Genomic DNA, 15,702 nt, shown 5'->3' with positions numbered 1-15,702 from the left:
CACGTGTTAGTATTGTGGCCTACGTGACGAGCACAGTGGTTGTGACCGTTTGCGTAGTGATTTGTATCAGGTTCTGTGCTGAGCCTGATATGCGTTTTTATTCACCGATTTAAGGAAGACCGTTATGGCAAAGACGCATCGGATCGCCGCCCTTTTCACGGTGCCTGCCTTGTGCGCGGGAATCAGTGTGGTGGGATCAGTGCCGACATACGCTGCCCCGGACTCATCGCTGGCTCCGTATCATCCCACCATGTTGTGGGCAACGTCTGAAGAAACTCAGGGCGAAGTTGCTCCAAACGGGCCGATATCTGCACTGGTAGATGACGATTCAGGGAAAGCTGCCCAGGACGTGTCATTTTGGACATCCCAGTGGAAAGGCACCGAGGAAGACTTCCCACACGCACTGGCCTTCGCCAATCCCAGACCTGACCAGGAGCTGTGCGGCGTTCAATACACTGCGCGCCCCACATATGGCGCAGTCGAAGGAGCCGGAAATGCGCCCGGTTCATTCCAGCTGTATTCATTCGAATCTGCCCCGACAAATCCGCGGCAAGGCGGTGACGAAGCCTTCAACGCCTGGAAACAGGGACTGGACAGTTCCACCATGGAGGCAGGCACACTCCTGTCACGCGGAGCACTCAAAGGAGTCAACGATCCCCAGACCATTTCATTTCCGCCCACGAAAGCACAGGCCTTTTCATTGGTGGGTCTGCGCGCAGTGGCAGAGGACAAGAAAGGCATGTCAGGATCCGATCTCAAGTTGATCCCCTGCCAGCCTCAGTTCACTGATCCGGGCGAAGGAAGCGGTGACAACCTTGCCGCCGATTTCTTCGTTGACCAGCTTCCCTTTGGGGAGCCAGGCGAACCTGTCACATTCGATCCGGCCACTCATACATACATCGCACACGCCTACTATCACACGGATCAGATTTCAATCCGCGTCCGTCCTGCTGATCCCACTGCTTCCGTCAGCGTTAACGGTTTACCGGCGGACAGCGACGGACGCGTATCCAACCTCGTGGTGCGCGAAGGCATGAACGCCTTCACGGCGACCATCACAGCAGGAGGGCAACGCGCTACCTACGTTGTCAACGTCACGAAACACAACACCGATTTCCGCGGGAATGTCCTGATCGATGCCGCCGCCACCATCAATGGAGGCAGTGAAGCGGAAATCAGTGCGCTGACCGATCAGAACATGGCCACCGGGTGGACAGTTTCCCCTCTGAAGAAGAGCGACGAGTGGAGCGACAACACCACTGGTTTCCAACTCGATCTTGACCAGCCGCGCTACGTGCACCGCGTGAGCGCATGGGGCTGGCCGCAGATGCCCGCCAATGCGCCCGGCTGGCACGGCGGCTCTTCCGTTGCGATTGCTGTTCAAGCCGATGACGGCGCCCCGTGGCAGACCATCATCACGCATGCCTCACTGACCCGTGATTCTGGCGGACTGTGGTACTGGGACTTCAACCAGTACCACCAGGCAAAACACATCCGCGTGTGGCTCAACACCGCTACTGAGCCGCAGCAGCAGCCAGGAAATCCCGGTAACCAGGCAACAGGCATGTCGGTGTACGAAGCCGAGGTGTGGGGTCTGCCCGCCGGTCATACGCCTCCCGAGATTGCACCCAACGAGCACTCTGACATTTATCGCGGTTTTGACCCCGGCGACGGAAAGTGGGGCGTGAACCGCGCTCAGACTCTGGCGCTGCAATACGGCGTGATGCTGCCAGCCTGGATTCCCTCCGAAGGCTACGGTCGCGGCGCATTCGACGCACGCGAATCACGTCTGACCGGCGGCGCATTCCCGATGTTCTATGACATGCCTTTGTTCAACACTCCCGTGATGGAACAGATTGGCGAGGGAACCCCCTGGGCATTCGCCAAGGCTCCAGCTGGCGGCAACGGCATTCAGGACGCCGGCGAGCCTCACATTTTCCTCACCGATGCGATGAAGCCCTACGCCGACACCCTGATCGACATTCAGTACGGTGACGAGGGCGGCTTCAGCCACGCCGAGTCTGACGCATTCGGCCGATGGTTCGAATGGTCAAAAGAGAACATCCCGGGAGCCGTCGTGCACTCCAACCAGTACAACGCAGCTGACTGGGGCCAGCCGGCAAACATGGAGTATTACGTGCAAAACGCTCAGCCTGATCTGCTGTCGTGGGATACCTATTACTACGGATCCAACTGGGGGTCGGCACCCTCGAGCGTTGTTCACGACATGCTGGGCAACAATATGTGGAAGACTCAGCGTCAGGCCGCCCTCGCCGGTCTTACTGGTGACGGTACGAGCCCGATCCTGTACGGCCAGTATCTGGACTACAACTGGGACGCCAACGTGTCCGAGTCTCAAAAAGCCGTCGTCCCTTCGCTCGGTCTTGCCACCGGTCAAAAGTGGTTTGGGCTGTTCCGTATGGAATACAACGGCTACGATCGCTCCTCGATCATCGATCAGGATGGCGCGCCTACCCGCTCCTTCTACGAATTCAGCAGAATTTTCAAGGACCTGACTGGGCTGGGCAAGTACGCAGTTGCTCTGAACTCAACATACGTTGGCATCAACGCCGGTGAGTACGCGGACCGTCCTCAGGCACCCAACGTATCGGGTTACGCACTGGGAGCATTTGGCGAGGGCGACGGCAAGGCCGCCAATAAGGCGGTTGGCATCACCGGAATGGACGTCACCAATACCGGAACGGTCAATGACGGTAAACCGGGCGATGTTGTGGTCGGTTACTTTGAGAAGCTGCCCGGGCTTGATGCCGCGAAGACCGAGGAGATCTTTGGCAAGACCACTCAGGATCCGCGCGCTTTCATGGTGGTCAATGCTCTGACCGGCACAACGCGTTGGCCTTCTTACGGCTTGAGCACCCGAACCGATGACGGCTCATATGCGCAAACCGCTCAGGACGTCACACTGCATGTGGAGAAACCTTTTGACAACGCGAAACTCATGATGGTTGATCCGAACACTTTTGAAGCTCAGCCCGCGCCATTGACGCAGTCTCGCAGCGCAGATTCTGATTTAACGGTGACGCTGTCCAATATCGGTGGCGGTCAGGCTCGCCTGTTGTACTGGGTCGGCGAGTCTCCGACTGCCAACCAGGGCACGCAGACCGATCCTCAGTCTGCTGACAGCCAGAGAGCCCAGTCATCACAAAGCGATGGCTCTGCGCAATCCCTTCCTGCGACCACCGGCGTGTCGTCCGATCAACAGCGCAAATCGAGCACCAATTCAGGGAGCTTCCTGGCGCACTCGGGTGCATCAGCACAGGTGATTCCGTTTTCTCTGATGGTTCTCGGGGCAGGAGCGGTCAGCATCTACGCTGCACGCAGGCGTTCCTTTGCTGTCAGACGATAGGTTGGCCGCACATCGGGGCCGTCTTCGGCTTCGACTGTGAACGGTCAGGCCCCCGTTTAAGGAAGCACCTCTTCTTAAACGAGGGCCTTCTTTCGCCCCGTGTTTCGTCGTATCCATGCGCCGTGCGGCACCCATGGTTGCTTTTCCTCTCTCGCCCTTCTCCCCCATTTCTTTCATCCCCCCAGGTTCGAACTCGACGCGCCTGCAGCAGGGTAGGCACTGCCACCTACGCGCTGACCAGCGACGATACTGGCCCCATGCTGTTGCAGCACAGCGTAGCGCCGCCGAATTCGAACCTGGGGAGCGGGAAGAAGCGTGCTGCAGATGCGACGCTGACCGCCCGTACCATCCATGTGCCCCTCCTGTCGATCTCGAGGCGCGCTCGCCCGACAGCGGGAGACCCCTCGGAGCATTCATGCAGGCCAGCCAATTGCGACCGTAGTCGCCCTCGTCCATGGTTCGTCGTAAACGACACATGGGGCGGCGCAGGAAAGTCCGTGCCCGCACACCCCGGGGAACACTCAACACGACGTATCGCAAAGGCTCGCACGAAGGGCCGCAGATGTCGTCGCCCACGCGCGGGCTGCCTCGATCGTGGCGGAAAGAAGAAGCTGCACGTGAACCTGTGATTCACGTGCAGCTTGAGTGCGAACCGGCTTGCTCAACGAGCCCGGCAGATCCGCGTCCGCCGCAGCATCCCTTCCGGGACGAACCGGGTCAGATGCAGATCAGAACTTTAGGCCGCCTGCTTCAATGCCGCGGAAAAAGTACTTCTGAGAAAACATGAAGACCACAACGACCGGCACGAGGGCGACGACCGCTCCGGCCAGAACCAACTGGTAGCTCGTGCCCTGCGGGGAATTCTGAATGGCTGACAGGGTCACCATGAGTGTCTGATTCTTCGGGCTGGGCAGCATGATCAGTGGCAGCAGGAAGTCAGACCACGCGCCGATAAAGCTTGTCAGGCCGACAACCGTTAGGGTGCCGCGAACCTGGGGCAGAAAGATCGTCCAGAAACGACGCAACTCGCCTGCACCATCGATCAGTGCTGCGTCTTCGATCTCGTCTGGGATTCCCATGAAGGCCGCGCGCATCAGAAGGATCTGGAATGGGCCAATAAGAATTGGCAGCCACACTCCCAGCAGATGATCGTACAGTCCGACGTGCACCATCATTGAGAACAGCGACAGCATGATGGATTCAAGCGGAAAGATCATTGCCGACAACACCACGAAGTACATGATGTTTCGCCCTGTCCATCCGCGCCTGGACAACATGTAGCCGCCCAGGCATGAGAGCACCATGTTGGATGTCACCAGCAGCGCTGCCACAATTGCCGAGTTACGGATGGACAGCAAAATGTTGGTGCGCTCAAACAGGCGCGCAAAGGATTCCAGCGACCAGTCCTGCGGAAAGAGCGTTGCCCCCTGGCCGAAGACGGGCTCACCTGGGGCTTTGAATGCGACAAGCAGAGGCAGCAAGAGTGGGCCGACCAGCAGGCACGCCACAATGATGAGGACCGCGTAGCGTCCAACGAGGCGCCACCCGCGTATTTGCCGGGATGCGACCTGGCGGCCCTGGCGTTCAAGTTTGCGGCGGTGGCGGTACTCGCTGAGTTTGCTGGTGTGAGGCGCAGTCGCGACAGGTGCGTGCGTGGGTGAATGAGTCATTATGCTTCCGCCTTGTTCTGCAGCCTCTGTGAGGCAATGATGAATCCGAATGTGATCAGGAAAAGGAACACCGAAGCGGCGTCGCCTTGTCCCAGTGATCCAAACGTTGGGTCCATGATTCGGTTACGGATATACATGGTCAGGGTCTGTGTGGGCGAGTTCGTTCCGCCCAGCAGATATACCTCGGTGAAGATTTTCAGTGATCCGATCGTCGACAGGACACCGACCAGGTACATCATGACCCGCACGCCCGGCACGGTGACCGTCAGGAAGCGGCGGACGCTGCCTGCACCGTCAATTTCGGCTGCTTCGTATAAGGACTGATCAACGTTGGTTAATGCAGCCAGATACAGGATCATGTAGTACGGCAACCCCTGCCACAAGGTGATGATCATTGCGCAGATGAGGATCAGCCACTCGTTGGACAGGAAGGGAATGGGCGACTGGATCAGCCCGATACCTTCGAAAAAAGAGTTCAGCGGGCCTTTCTGGTCCAGGATGTATCGCCACGCCAGTGAGATGACGACAAGCGAGCAGATCGCCGGCACGTAGTAGATGGCACGGAAGAAGCCGATTCCCGGCACGTGTTGGCGCACAAGCAGTGCCAGCAGCAGCGGCAGCAGCACCATCAGGGGAACAACGCACAGCGCGTAGATCACGGAGTTGCGTGTGGCTTCCCAGAACACCGGGTCGGAGAAAATGTGCGCGTAATTGTCAATTCCGTTGAAGCGTCCGAGCCTGCCAAGTGGTTTCGTCTTGGTGAAGGACGTCACGACCGTGTTGATGAATGGGTAGATATAGAAAGTGATAATACACAGCACGGGGATTGTGACCCACAGCCACGGCACCCACCATTTTCGGAACCGTGCTGCGCCATTGAGACTACGCGCGCTTGTCTTCTTCTGAGTCGCCATGAGTGCTATCCTCCATCACTCTGGGTACGCTTCGTTCGTAAAAGTGGACCGCGTCAGGCGGTGTGGGCTTATTCATGGTGGTCATGTGATGACCTGAATAAGCCCACACACGCTTCGCTGGTTCCGGATAATTAGGAGTTCAGATCGTCCAGCAGCTGGTTCATTTGTTCTTGCGCAGTCTTCAGTGCATCCTCTGGGCTGACTTCGCCGCGGATGGCCTGGTTGACGTTGTCGACCAGCGCTTTCTGAACTGAACCGGTGACGTAGAAGACGTCCAAGTATGCTTCTGCGTCTTTAGCGGCATTTGCGGCCTGTTCGTATGCAGCCTTGAAGACAGGATCCTGTGCAACCTCCGGCGGGTTTTCCATGATCTTGTCGAGTGCCTCGGTAGCAGCCGGGAAGACGATTGCTCCACCGTCATGTGCCCAGGCGTATTCGTTTTCGGCGTTCGTGATGAACTCGGCCCATTTCATCGCCAGCGGCGCGTTCTGGGTGGTCACGGAGATGCCGACGTACTGGCCTTCATAGACAGGTTTGATACCTTCGTTTGTTGGGAACGGGCCGACACCTGTTGCTTCGTAGACCTGCGGGTTGTTGTCTTTAATGGATTTCAGGAACGAGGCGTTCGGAGTGCCGAATGCGAGGTTTCCATTGGAATAGGCCTTGGACGGGTCGGGCTCGCCGGTCAGGGAGTCTTTCGGGATGGCGTTGGTCTTGTACAGTTCCGCCATCTTGGTGACGTATCGGACTGCATCTGCATTATCTGCGAAGTCGAACTCAGTGTGGTCATCGTTGAGCAGTTGCACGCCCATTCCATGCAGCTGCGCAACCAGGTACCAGTCTGGTGATCCGTAGATGCCATAGTCGCCGTTTCCGGCTGCCCCCACCTTGGCTGCCGCGTCCAGCAGGTCGTCCATTGTCGAGGGCGCCTTTTCCGGATCCAGTCCGGAACGTTGGAAGACGTCCTTGTTGTATGTGGTGATGTAGGGGCCGAAGTACCAGGGCAGCGCGGTGTGATAATCCTGAGCGCCGAGGTTCGTTGAGTTCCAGATGGTTTCAACGAACTTGTCACCGATCTGGGGTGCTTTGACGTCAAAGTCCATCAGCAAATTGGCTTTGGACAGCGCCAGGATGGATGACGATGCCACGTTGACGACGTCTGCCATCTTGCAGTTTGTTGCCTGGGATGTGATGGCCTGGTCGAAGTCTGTACCTCCGCCCTGGTCGGTCCAGTTGATGGTGGTCCCCGGGTTTGCCTCTTCGAATTCCTTGATCTTGGCTTGGAAGAAGTCGGCGAAATCGGTTTGCAGGCCCTGTGTCTGGAAGGTGATTTCGCCTTCCACTTTCGAAGTGTCAACAACGCTGCCGTCAACGTTGCCTTCTGGAATGTCGCAGGCAACGTCGGGCGTTGGGATGCCACTGGCTGATGATGTTCCGCTCTCTTCAGCTCCGCCTCCACACGCTGTTAATGACAAGCATGAAACGGCAAGCACCCCAAGGGCGCCGCGTGTTGCTCGTGTCAATCTCATTTAAAGACCTCCATTGGTCGAGAAGAAAGCCAGCCGGCTGCGTGCCGGTTGACGTCTCTCTAACTATCTCGTGTTAGGTGACAGTGAAAGAATAAGACATTTTTACGGTTTTCACTAACACCAGAGATCTCACTTTGATTACGACCGGCGACAAAACCGGTACGTCAGACTTTAACGCTCATCACGTTTCCGCACGTTTTCGATCGGAAATATCGTGCGCGGCACACCCCGCACCCACCCACCGTTTCTCACCGTCGATCTCAAATGTAAGAAACCTCACACCACACACTCTGGCATTTCAAAATCAGATGCAATTCCCGCGCGTTCGGCCAGCTGTACGCATCGACGCCCTGCGTATCCAGACGATAGTCCACACTCCGGCCAGGCCACGTCAATCCAGCTTCATACAGCACATCCACGAAAGGGCCAATACCCAAATATCTTTTCCAGAACTAACACGATATAGTTACTGTGTTACCGCTCAGAGCTGCGTCGCTCTGGCTGACTTCGCGGTACTTTTTCTTGAAGGAATTCACCATGACACGGACAACTCGGGCTGATGTCGCTCGGAAAGCAGGCGTCGCACCATCCACCGTCTCTCTTATACTCAACGGCCACGGGCACGAAGTCAAGATTGCACCAGCTACGATCGAGCACGTCACGAACGTCGCCCGTGAAATGAACTACGTCCCCAACGCTGCGGCACGATCACTGAGGCGAGGATCCACCAACATCATCGCTTTGATCATGGCTGAACTGCCGGAAGACCCGTTCGTGCCGGTCGTCCACAAAGTACTGACCACAGCCATGATTGAGGTTCAACGTCGCGGCTACCTTCTTCTGCCGCTCTTCCAACCTGAGGGCGATGCCGCCAACCGCCGTTTCATTCAATCGGTGCTCTCCGATATTCAACTGGCAGGTGCAATCTGCGAGACCACCTCCACCCAGCAGTTCGTTGGTCCCCTGCTCAGCCAGCTCGACATTCCAGTGATGTGGATGTCGATGATTGAAACCTCGAACCATTTCGGCGGAGTGGGCCTCGTCAGCATTGATGAAGGAACAGGAGTCCGGGAAATCCTCAGCGACCTCGACGCCACGGACACGTCACGGGCCCTGTACCTTGCAGGCCCCAACATCAACCACTTCCGTCAGGTACCTGTCCTCGAGCATTTCCAGGACCGCGCAGAGTTTCTTTCCCTGCCCACCTGGAGTGCTCACGACTCGTACGAGGCCTGCATGCGCATGCTCACCGCCCACCCCGACATTGATTCAGTATGGTGCGCTGATGACACACAGGCACCGGGCGTCTTCTCCGCTGCACGCGACCTGGGTAAGCATGTCCCCAACGATCTGTCCATCATCGGCTTCGGCGATCACAATGCGCACGAAGACAATTCCATGGGCCTGACCACGGTGATGTGGCCACTGCAGGACATGACGGCAACCGCTGTCAGCCAGCTCATCGACTCGATTTCAACGCCCAAAGCTGAGCACACAGCTCGCGAGCCTCACCACACGCGCGTCAGTACCACACCCACGTGGCGCACCAGTGCCAAGCGCATTCACAAAAATTAGGCACCACCATCCTCCACTCCGACGGGCCCGACTCAGGAAGCCCGAGCCGCCCTCGTCCATCCTGAATCTCAACGAAGCCGGTCATCTGCAACACGGCAGCAAAACAGTCCACCTAGCAGCAGCCCAAAGAGCGGACCGCGCGGGTCTGCTGCGCGCGCTGTGCCCACTGATCGGCAGGCGGATAGTCCACGTGCGCCAAAGTCAAGCCATGCGCCGGAGCCAGCGGAGCGGCTGCCTCACGCGAACGCTCATCCAGCAGATGTCTCATCCACGCCGGCGAGCGGCGGCCTGTCCCCACGTCAATCAGTGCTCCCACCAGGGATCGCACCATTGAGTGGCAAAAAGCGTCAGCATGGACGCGCACCAGGATCGGCGACGTTTCCCCCGCTGTCACGACGTCCAGCTGGCGGAGCGTACGGATCGTGGTCGCGCCCTCACGCGGCTTACAAAAGGACAGAAAATCATGCTCACCGATGACGCTGGCAGCAGCTTCAGCCATGGCTTCCAAATCAAGCGTCTGGCGTGCAGGAACCGTCCAGATGCGTCGCCCGGAAAAGGGGTCACTGCCCGCGCGCTGGTCAAGCAGCCGGTACACATAGTGACGCCCCACAGCGCTGAAACGCGCATCGAAGGTTTCCGGCACGCGCTGAGAACTCAGAAGCGCAACGTCGCAGTACCCTCTCGGCGACACCAGCCCGTGCGCCTTCATGAAGTCACCGTGCGCGCGGGTAAGCAGAGAGGCCAGACGGTCAACCAGCGCATCTTCGGGTGTGCGCGAGGACCTTCCCGGAAGGCTGTCCCACACCTGCGCCGGCAGGTCGACGTGAGCCACCTGATGATCTGCGTGCACTCCCGCATCGGTGCGTCCCGCCACAGTCACCGCCACTTCCTGGCGGGCGATCAGCGACAGGGCTCGAACCAGTTCACCTTCCACGGTGCGTAGTCCGGGCTGTGCGGCCCAGCCGTGGAAGAAGGTGCCGTCGTATGCCAGGTCAAGCCGCGCCCTCACAGTGTCCATGCGCGAACACCGCCGATGATGCCGGCGTCATTGGGAACGATCACCACGTCGTCACCGAGTTTGGCCCGGTTCATCGCCGTGACGCGTTTCGAGTTTCCACCACCCAGGTACAGACGATCCCACACGTACATCGGGCGCAGGCCGTCGATCACTCGGCGCACTCGTCGAGACCAGTGCGCGTCCCCCAGCCGGAGGCGTTCATGCTCGCCAATGTAGTCGTCATAGGTCAGTCCCCATCGCACAAATCCCTGCGATACTTCCACGTGCGGCGCGAGCACACCTGAATCGAAAACCGCGTTTCCCAGCCCGGTCCCCAGGGTCACGATCATTTCGAGGCCTGTGCCCGTGATGACACCTGCGCCGGCCACTTCAGCGTCGTTGAGCACCAGTGTCGGCATACCCAGAGCAGCTTCAAGTGCCCGTCCCATGTCGAAGTTGGCCCATTGCTCGACCAGTTCAGGCAGGATGCGGGATCGCGGGCCGTCACGCGTGATGTAGTGCGGAGTCGTGATGACCACTCCGTGGCGCAGCATGCCAGGCATTCCCATCGTGACGCGCGTGGCGGCAGGCAGTTGCGCGGCAAGGTCCTGTGTGGTCTTGACGAGCAGTTCGGGAGGGAGCGGGTAGGGCGTGGGCGTGCGCACCGGCGATGCGGTCAGCGTTCCGCGCGAGTCGAGCACTGAGGCTTTGATTCCGCCCCCGCCGCAGTCGACAGCGAGGGTCATCTCTTCAGACATGTTCTTAGCATAATGGCTTGCTCTCACCTCGGGTTTCCAACGAGCTGTCCGCCCCCGCCAGCTTCTTGTTCATTGACGAGGGCGACCCATCCGCGGCTCTGCCCCTCCCCTGCATGTCCCCAACTGTCGAACTCGCGTGAACTCCGCGGGGTCACCGACTGGCCTGCAACACATCCGTGCTGGTCACAGCAATTTCGGGTCGGGTTCGTGCTGCGCGACCCCAGTGAGATCGACAGTTGGGGAACGAGGGGCGAGTGCACACGGGCTCCACCTAAAGAGCATCCGACACGGCCGGCACACCAACCGCGCGAATACACGGAAGCTGGGTAAACCCACACGGGGTTTACCCAGCTTCCGATCAGCCATCCGCTGGACTGGTCACCGCTCAATCAGCGCAGTGCCAGTCAGATCAGCAGGTCACGACGGTGCATGACTACTTGGCAGCTTCCTCAGCTTCGGTTTCAGCTTTGTCGTCAGCTGACTCCTGTGAAGCGGCTTCGTCAGCAGCCGGCTCGGCTGTTTCTGCTGCTTCAGCTTCGGTCTCGGCCTTTTCGTCAGCCTTGTCGGTCGCCTTGGAATCCTTACCGGACTTTGCAGCAGCCTTCGAAGCGGTACGCTCAGCGTCGGCAACGACAGCCTTCTTCTCGACTTTCTCCATGACAAGCTCAATACGAGCCATCGGAGCATTGTCGCCGCGGCGCGGCCCCAGCTTGGTGATGCGGGTGTAGCCACCGTTGCGCTCTGGATCCATGGCCGGAACGACCTCGTCGAACAGCATGTACAGGACATCCTTGTTCGGGATCTTGCGGGCAACCGTACGGCGAGCGTGAATGTCGCCGCGCTTTGCCTTAGTGACCAGCTTTTCAACGTACGGCTGCAGCGCGCGGGCCTTGGCCTCGGTCGTGGTGATCGCACGGTGTTCGATCAGTTGAGCAGCAAGGTTAGCCAACAGCAGCTTCTGGTGCGCTGGGCTGCCACCCAAACGTGGGCCCTTCTTAGGGGTGGGCATGAGTTTCTCCTACACAGTTTGTTTGGGCGTCCTCGTCCATCGATGACGGCCGCTGGAGGCGGCACGGACGCAAAGTGGATTCGATCAGAAAGACTGGTCGTCACTGAACTGAACGTTTCCGGCGTCTTCTCCGCCGGCGCGTTCAGGCATGACTGCATCCTTGAGGGTCATACCCAAGGATGCCAAGGCTTCCTTGATCTCCTCGATGGACTTGGTTCCGAAGTTGCGGATATCCAGCAGGTCAGCCTCAGAGTGGGCAACGAGTTCACCCACGGTGAGGATGCCGCGTCGACGCAGCGCGTTGTACGAACGGGACTGCAGGTTCAGGCTTTCGATCGGCAAGGCCAGGTCTTGCGCAAGGGTCTCATCGGTAGTCGATGGGCCCACTTCGATGCCTTCTGCTTCCTCGTTCAGTTCACGCATGAGGCCGAAGAGCTCCACCAGGGTGCTTCCGGCTGACGCGAGAGCATCGCGCGGACTGATAGCTGGCTTGGTTTCCACATCGATGATCAGACGATCAAAGTCGGTGCGTTGCTCGACACGGGTGGCCTCCACCTTGTATGTCACTTTAAGCACCGGCGAGTAGATCGAATCGATCGGGATGCGGGAGATCTCAGCTTGCGGATCCTTGTTCTGAGCAGCGGAAACGTAGCCACGGCCACGCTCAACCGTCAGTTCAATCTCGAGCTTGCCCTTCTCATTGAGCGTTGCCAGATGAAGGTCAGGGTTGTGGATTTCCACGCCTGCAGGAGGAGTAATATCCCCTGCGACGACCTCACCGGGGCCAGCCTTGCGCAGGTACATCACGACAGGCTCATCCTCTTCAGAGGACAAAACGATGTCTTTGATGTTCAGGATGATCTCAGCGACGTCTTCCTTCACGCCTTCCACCGTGTGGAATTCGTGTGGCACACCGTCAATGCGGATCGAGGTGACCGCTGCGCCCGGAATGGACGACAGCAATGTACGGCGCAGGGAGTTACCCAGTGTGTATCCAAACCCAGGCTCGAGTGGCTCAAGAGTGAAACGGGAGCGGTAATCGCTCACCTTCTCCTCTGAGAGGATGGGGCGTTCTGCAATGAGCACGTCTTGGTCCTTTCTTTCCGACAACCGCTATATGATGTCGGATTTGTGGTCCCGTCACGCGAACAGTGACGGAAAAAACAGGGTGCAGATGGTTCCCACTTGTGTGGGAACATCGTGACGTGGGACGCGGACGGGTCGCCCTCGTCCCTCACACGGGTCTTTCAGACGCGGCGACGTTTCGGGGGACGTGCACCGTTGTGAGCCTGCGGAGTGACATCCTGAATGGATCCAACCTCAAGACCAGCGGCCTGCAGCGAACGAATCGCCGTTTCGCGGCCGGAGCCCGGGCCCTTGACGAAAACGTCAACCTTCTTCATGCCCTGTTCCTGCGCGCGACGTGCTGCAGCCTCAGCGGCAAGCTGAGCGGCGAACGGGGTGGACTTACGTGAGCCCTTGAAACCGACCTGACCGGACGATGACCATGACAGGACAGCGCCGGTGGGATCGGTGATGGAGACGATCGTGTTATTGAACGTCGACTTGATGAACGCCTTGCCGTGCGTGACGTTCTTGCGCTCTTTACGACGCGGCTTACGCGCCGAAGATGAGCGAGTAGACTTGACAGCCATTGATTTTCCTTTTGAAGTCGAGGGGCCAGGTTTCATCACCCAGCTCTATGAGTTACTTGGTGGCTTTCTTCTTGCCAGCCACGGTGCGCTTGGGTCCTTTACGGGTACGCGCATTTGTCTTCGTCCGCTGACCATGAACAGGCAGGCCAAAACGGTGGCGCATGCCCTGGTAGCATCCGATCTCGATCTTGCGGCGGATATCGGCTTGGACCTCACGACGCAAGTCGCCTTCGACCTTAAAGTTGGCCTCGATGTAGTCGCGCAGCTTGACCATATCTTCTTCACTGGCGTCGCGTACGCGAAGGTCGGGGCTGACCCCGGTTGCTTCAAGTGTTTCCTTGGCGCGGGTGCGTCCCACACCGTAAATGTAAGTAAGCGCAATCTCCATCCGCTTTTCACGGGGGAGGTCAACGCCGGCAATACGTGCCATGACTTTTCTCCACATGGTTTTCGGAGGTCGTCACCCCGTCTCTGATCCATCAATCAGCCCCGGCCTCCGAACCAGGGGTCCCGCTTGCGCGGTCGACGGTGTGCTGTGGGCAAATCGCCCGCCAGTGGCTCACTACCACTGAGCAGCTACGGCTTTCAGCCTTGACGCTGCTTGTGCCTGGGGTTGTCGCAAATAACCATGACGTTGCCGTGGCGACGAATCACCTTGCACTTGTCACAGATCTTCTTGACACTAGGCTTGACCTTCATGGTGCACCTCCACGTCGCCAGGCGACGCTTGTTGTGTCGGTTTACTTGTATCGGTAGACGATTCGACCCTTTTCAAGGTCATACGGGCTGAGCTCGACGACTACGCGGTCTTCAGGCAGGATACGAATGTAGTGCTGACGCATCTTTCCTGAGATGTATCCCAGAACTTCGTGACCGTTGGTGAGCTCAACACGAAACATCGCGTTCGGCAACGCCTCAATAACGGTGCCTTCGACCTCAATAACTCCGTCTTTCTTCGCCATGTCCTCCGTCTATCCTCTACGTTTGTCAGTAGGGCTCACGGCCGAAACCGTGGCGGGCGTTTCCCTCGCCAATCGGCAAGAAAGTCAGCCCGACTGTCCATTCTAGAGGAGGATGCAACGCCGGTGAAGCCCATTCAGTGGGATATCCCTCACGCGCCGGTCTCGAGTTGCCTTCCATATTGACGAGGGCGACGCCTGGAGCGCCGATCACACAGCAATCAGAAATACGCAGGCTGCGTGTATCAGTCCAGTGAAATGGGGGTTACTCCGTAATGAGCCAGGCCCTCTACCCCACCGTCTGGCGCAGTCAGAACTGAAATGCCCTCCTCCATGATGGCAACGGAGTGCTCCCAGTGCGCGGCATCGCTGTGATCCAGCGTGTGCACGGTCCACCCGTCAGCTTCGGTGCGCGTCGCAGGATTGCCCGACACGAGGATGGGTTCGACCGCCAGCACCATACCTGGCTTCAGACGCGGGCTGATCCCGGTCGCACGGTAGTTCAACACGTCGGGCGGTTGATGCATCGCCGTTCCGATGCCGTGTCCGCCGAATTCTTCAACGATCTGTGCTTCCCACCCGAACTTGTCCCGGTAATCCTCGCAGGTGTCTTCAACAGCTTGTCCCACCGCGCTGACGCGGCGAGCAGAAGCCAACGCTGCGATCGCACGCCACATAGCAGCGCGCGTCACTTCGTTGAGTTCACGCCGGCGCTGAGATGCGGCCTGTTCATCGCCCACAATCATGGAAAACGCAGCATCACCGTGCCAGCCACGGCCGTGGTGCGTCACGTAGGCTCCGCAGTCGAAGGAGACGATGTCGCCGTTGCGCAGGACATCATCATTCGGAATGCCGTGCACAACAGTGTCATTGACGCTGATACAGACCGTCGCCGGGTAACCGAAGTAGTTCAGGAAATTCGAGGTCGCTCCCGCCTGGGAAATCACTTCGGCACTGATGCGGTCCAGTTCCGTCAATGTGACGCCTGGTTGAGCCGCGCGGCGCAGTGCTGCGTGGATATCCGCCACGATCAAACCTGCGCGACGCATCTGCAGAATCTGATCCCTGGTTTTCAGCTCAATACGCGCGTGACCCATCGTCCTCAGCGACCTTCTGAGACCGAAGCATCCGCATTTGCCGAGGCAGCAGCGCCGCCCTGGTCAGACGAGCTGGAGCTGGCAGGCTCCGAAGCCTCGGCTGGGTCATCTTCGGGGAATTCTTCCGCCCCGCAGCACTCTCCTTCACCGTTTTGGTGGGCTTCGAACCACG

The 15,702-nt window shown here is 58.7% G+C and carries 14 protein-coding genes; 2 read left to right on the top strand and 12 right to left on the bottom strand.

Annotated features, from left to right (window positions below):
* Window positions 1-124 precede the first annotated feature (124 nt).
* The gene (locus AC1EJ1_RS09665) at window positions 125-3,367 is read left to right on the top strand and encodes a cadherin-like beta sandwich domain-containing protein (protein WP_480295754.1); all 3,243 of its coding nucleotides are present in this window, start codon (window positions 125-127) and stop codon (window positions 3,365-3,367) included.
* Between the two features lie 728 nt (window positions 3,368-4,095).
* On the opposite strand, the gene AC1EJ1_RS09660 is transcribed toward AC1EJ1_RS09665, so the two are convergent.
* The 3 genes from AC1EJ1_RS09660 to AC1EJ1_RS09650 form a co-directional block, all read right to left on the bottom strand.
* Complete coding sequence (locus tag AC1EJ1_RS09660) at window positions 4,096-5,037, bottom strand: carbohydrate ABC transporter permease (RefSeq protein WP_480295753.1); 942 nt, start codon at window positions 5,035-5,037, stop codon at window positions 4,096-4,098.
* Window positions 5,037-5,951, bottom strand: a complete 915-nt coding sequence (locus AC1EJ1_RS09655) for a carbohydrate ABC transporter permease (protein ID WP_058237137.1) — start codon at window positions 5,949-5,951, stop codon at window positions 5,037-5,039. Before AC1EJ1_RS09655 ends, AC1EJ1_RS09660 begins: the two co-directional genes overlap by 1 nt.
* Window positions 5,952-6,082: 131 nt before the next feature.
* On the bottom strand, window positions 6,083-7,480 hold the full coding sequence (locus AC1EJ1_RS09650) for an extracellular solute-binding protein (RefSeq protein WP_480295752.1): 1,398 nt from the start codon (window positions 7,478-7,480) through the stop codon (window positions 6,083-6,085).
* 537 nt (window positions 7,481-8,017) lie between these two features.
* Between AC1EJ1_RS09650 and AC1EJ1_RS09645 the strand changes: the two genes are divergently transcribed.
* Window positions 8,018-9,055, top strand: coding sequence for a LacI family DNA-binding transcriptional regulator (locus AC1EJ1_RS09645; RefSeq protein WP_092648780.1), 1,038 nt, complete (start codon window positions 8,018-8,020; stop codon window positions 9,053-9,055).
* A gap of 112 nt (window positions 9,056-9,167) precedes the next feature.
* On the opposite strand, the gene truA is transcribed toward AC1EJ1_RS09645, so the two are convergent.
* From truA to map, 9 genes are all read right to left on the bottom strand, one after another.
* Window positions 9,168-10,073 (bottom strand): tRNA pseudouridine(38-40) synthase TruA, encoded by a 906-nt coding sequence (truA, locus tag AC1EJ1_RS09640; protein WP_480295751.1) that lies wholly within the window; start codon window positions 10,071-10,073, stop codon window positions 9,168-9,170.
* On the bottom strand, window positions 10,061-10,810 hold the full coding sequence (locus AC1EJ1_RS09635; RefSeq protein WP_058237141.1) for an ROK family protein: 750 nt from the start codon (window positions 10,808-10,810) through the stop codon (window positions 10,061-10,063). Before AC1EJ1_RS09635 ends, truA begins: the two co-directional genes overlap by 13 nt.
* A gap of 433 nt (window positions 10,811-11,243) precedes the next feature.
* The gene (gene rplQ, locus AC1EJ1_RS09630; protein WP_285016210.1) at window positions 11,244-11,819 is read right to left on the bottom strand and encodes a 50S ribosomal protein L17; all 576 of its coding nucleotides are present in this window, start codon (window positions 11,817-11,819) and stop codon (window positions 11,244-11,246) included.
* Window positions 11,820-11,903: 84 nt separating this feature from the next.
* A complete protein-coding gene (locus AC1EJ1_RS09625; RefSeq protein ID WP_058237143.1) occupies window positions 11,904-12,905 on the bottom strand; it encodes a DNA-directed RNA polymerase subunit alpha in 1,002 nt (333 codons plus the stop codon).
* Between the two features lie 161 nt (window positions 12,906-13,066).
* Entirely contained in the window at window positions 13,067-13,474 is a 408-nt protein-coding gene (gene rpsK, locus AC1EJ1_RS09620) for a 30S ribosomal protein S11 (protein ID WP_058237144.1), read from the bottom strand.
* A gap of 52 nt (window positions 13,475-13,526) precedes the next feature.
* Window positions 13,527-13,904: a 30S ribosomal protein S13 gene (gene rpsM, locus AC1EJ1_RS09615; RefSeq protein ID WP_058237145.1), complete on the bottom strand. Its 378-nt coding sequence runs from the start codon at window positions 13,902-13,904 to the stop codon at window positions 13,527-13,529.
* Between the two features lie 155 nt (window positions 13,905-14,059).
* On the bottom strand, window positions 14,060-14,173 hold the full coding sequence (gene rpmJ / locus AC1EJ1_RS09610; RefSeq protein ID WP_003790577.1) for a 50S ribosomal protein L36: 114 nt from the start codon (window positions 14,171-14,173) through the stop codon (window positions 14,060-14,062).
* A gap of 41 nt (window positions 14,174-14,214) precedes the next feature.
* The gene (gene infA / locus AC1EJ1_RS09605) at window positions 14,215-14,436 is read right to left on the bottom strand and encodes a translation initiation factor IF-1 (RefSeq protein ID WP_058237146.1); all 222 of its coding nucleotides are present in this window, start codon (window positions 14,434-14,436) and stop codon (window positions 14,215-14,217) included.
* 242 nt (window positions 14,437-14,678) lie between these two features.
* The gene (gene map, locus AC1EJ1_RS09600; RefSeq protein ID WP_285016229.1) at window positions 14,679-15,530 is read right to left on the bottom strand and encodes a type I methionyl aminopeptidase; all 852 of its coding nucleotides are present in this window, start codon (window positions 15,528-15,530) and stop codon (window positions 14,679-14,681) included.
* Window positions 15,531-15,702: the final 172 nt, after the last annotated feature.

Source organism: Pauljensenia sp. C0170B4 (assembly GCF_056590235.1).
This window is presented reverse-complemented; position numbering and strand designations above follow the sequence as displayed.

Excerpts from the sequence above, each read along its gene's own strand:
- AC1EJ1_RS09655 (WP_058237137.1), bottom strand. The coding sequence starts at position 5,951 with ATGGCGACTCAGAAGAAGACAAGCGCGCGTAGTCTCAATGGCGCAGCA.
- rpsM (WP_058237145.1), bottom strand. The coding sequence starts at position 13,904 with ATGGCACGTATTGCCGGCGTTGACCTCCCCCGTGAAAAGCGGATGGAG.
- rplQ (WP_285016210.1), bottom strand. The coding sequence starts at position 11,819 with ATGCCCACCCCTAAGAAGGGCCCACGTTTGGGTGGCAGCCCAGCGCAC.
- rpmJ (WP_003790577.1), bottom strand. The coding sequence starts at position 14,173 with ATGAAGGTCAAGCCTAGTGTCAAGAAGATCTGTGACAAGTGCAAGGTG.
- AC1EJ1_RS09665 (WP_480295754.1), top strand. The coding sequence starts at position 125 with ATGGCAAAGACGCATCGGATCGCCGCCCTTTTCACGGTGCCTGCCTTG.
- AC1EJ1_RS09660 (WP_480295753.1), bottom strand. The coding sequence starts at position 5,037 with ATGACTCATTCACCCACGCACGCACCTGTCGCGACTGCGCCTCACACC.
- truA (WP_480295751.1), bottom strand. The coding sequence starts at position 10,073 with ATGGACACTGTGAGGGCGCGGCTTGACCTGGCATACGACGGCACCTTC.
- rpsK (WP_058237144.1), bottom strand. The coding sequence starts at position 13,474 with ATGGCTGTCAAGTCTACTCGCTCATCTTCGGCGCGTAAGCCGCGTCGT.
- AC1EJ1_RS09650 (WP_480295752.1), bottom strand. The coding sequence starts at position 7,480 with ATGAGATTGACACGAGCAACACGCGGCGCCCTTGGGGTGCTTGCCGTT.
- infA (WP_058237146.1), bottom strand. The coding sequence starts at position 14,436 with ATGGCGAAGAAAGACGGAGTTATTGAGGTCGAAGGCACCGTTATTGAG.
- map (WP_285016229.1), bottom strand. The coding sequence starts at position 15,530 with ATGGGTCACGCGCGTATTGAGCTGAAAACCAGGGATCAGATTCTGCAG.
- AC1EJ1_RS09645 (WP_092648780.1), top strand. The coding sequence starts at position 8,018 with ATGACACGGACAACTCGGGCTGATGTCGCTCGGAAAGCAGGCGTCGCA.
- AC1EJ1_RS09635 (WP_058237141.1), bottom strand. The coding sequence starts at position 10,810 with ATGTCTGAAGAGATGACCCTCGCTGTCGACTGCGGCGGGGGCGGAATC.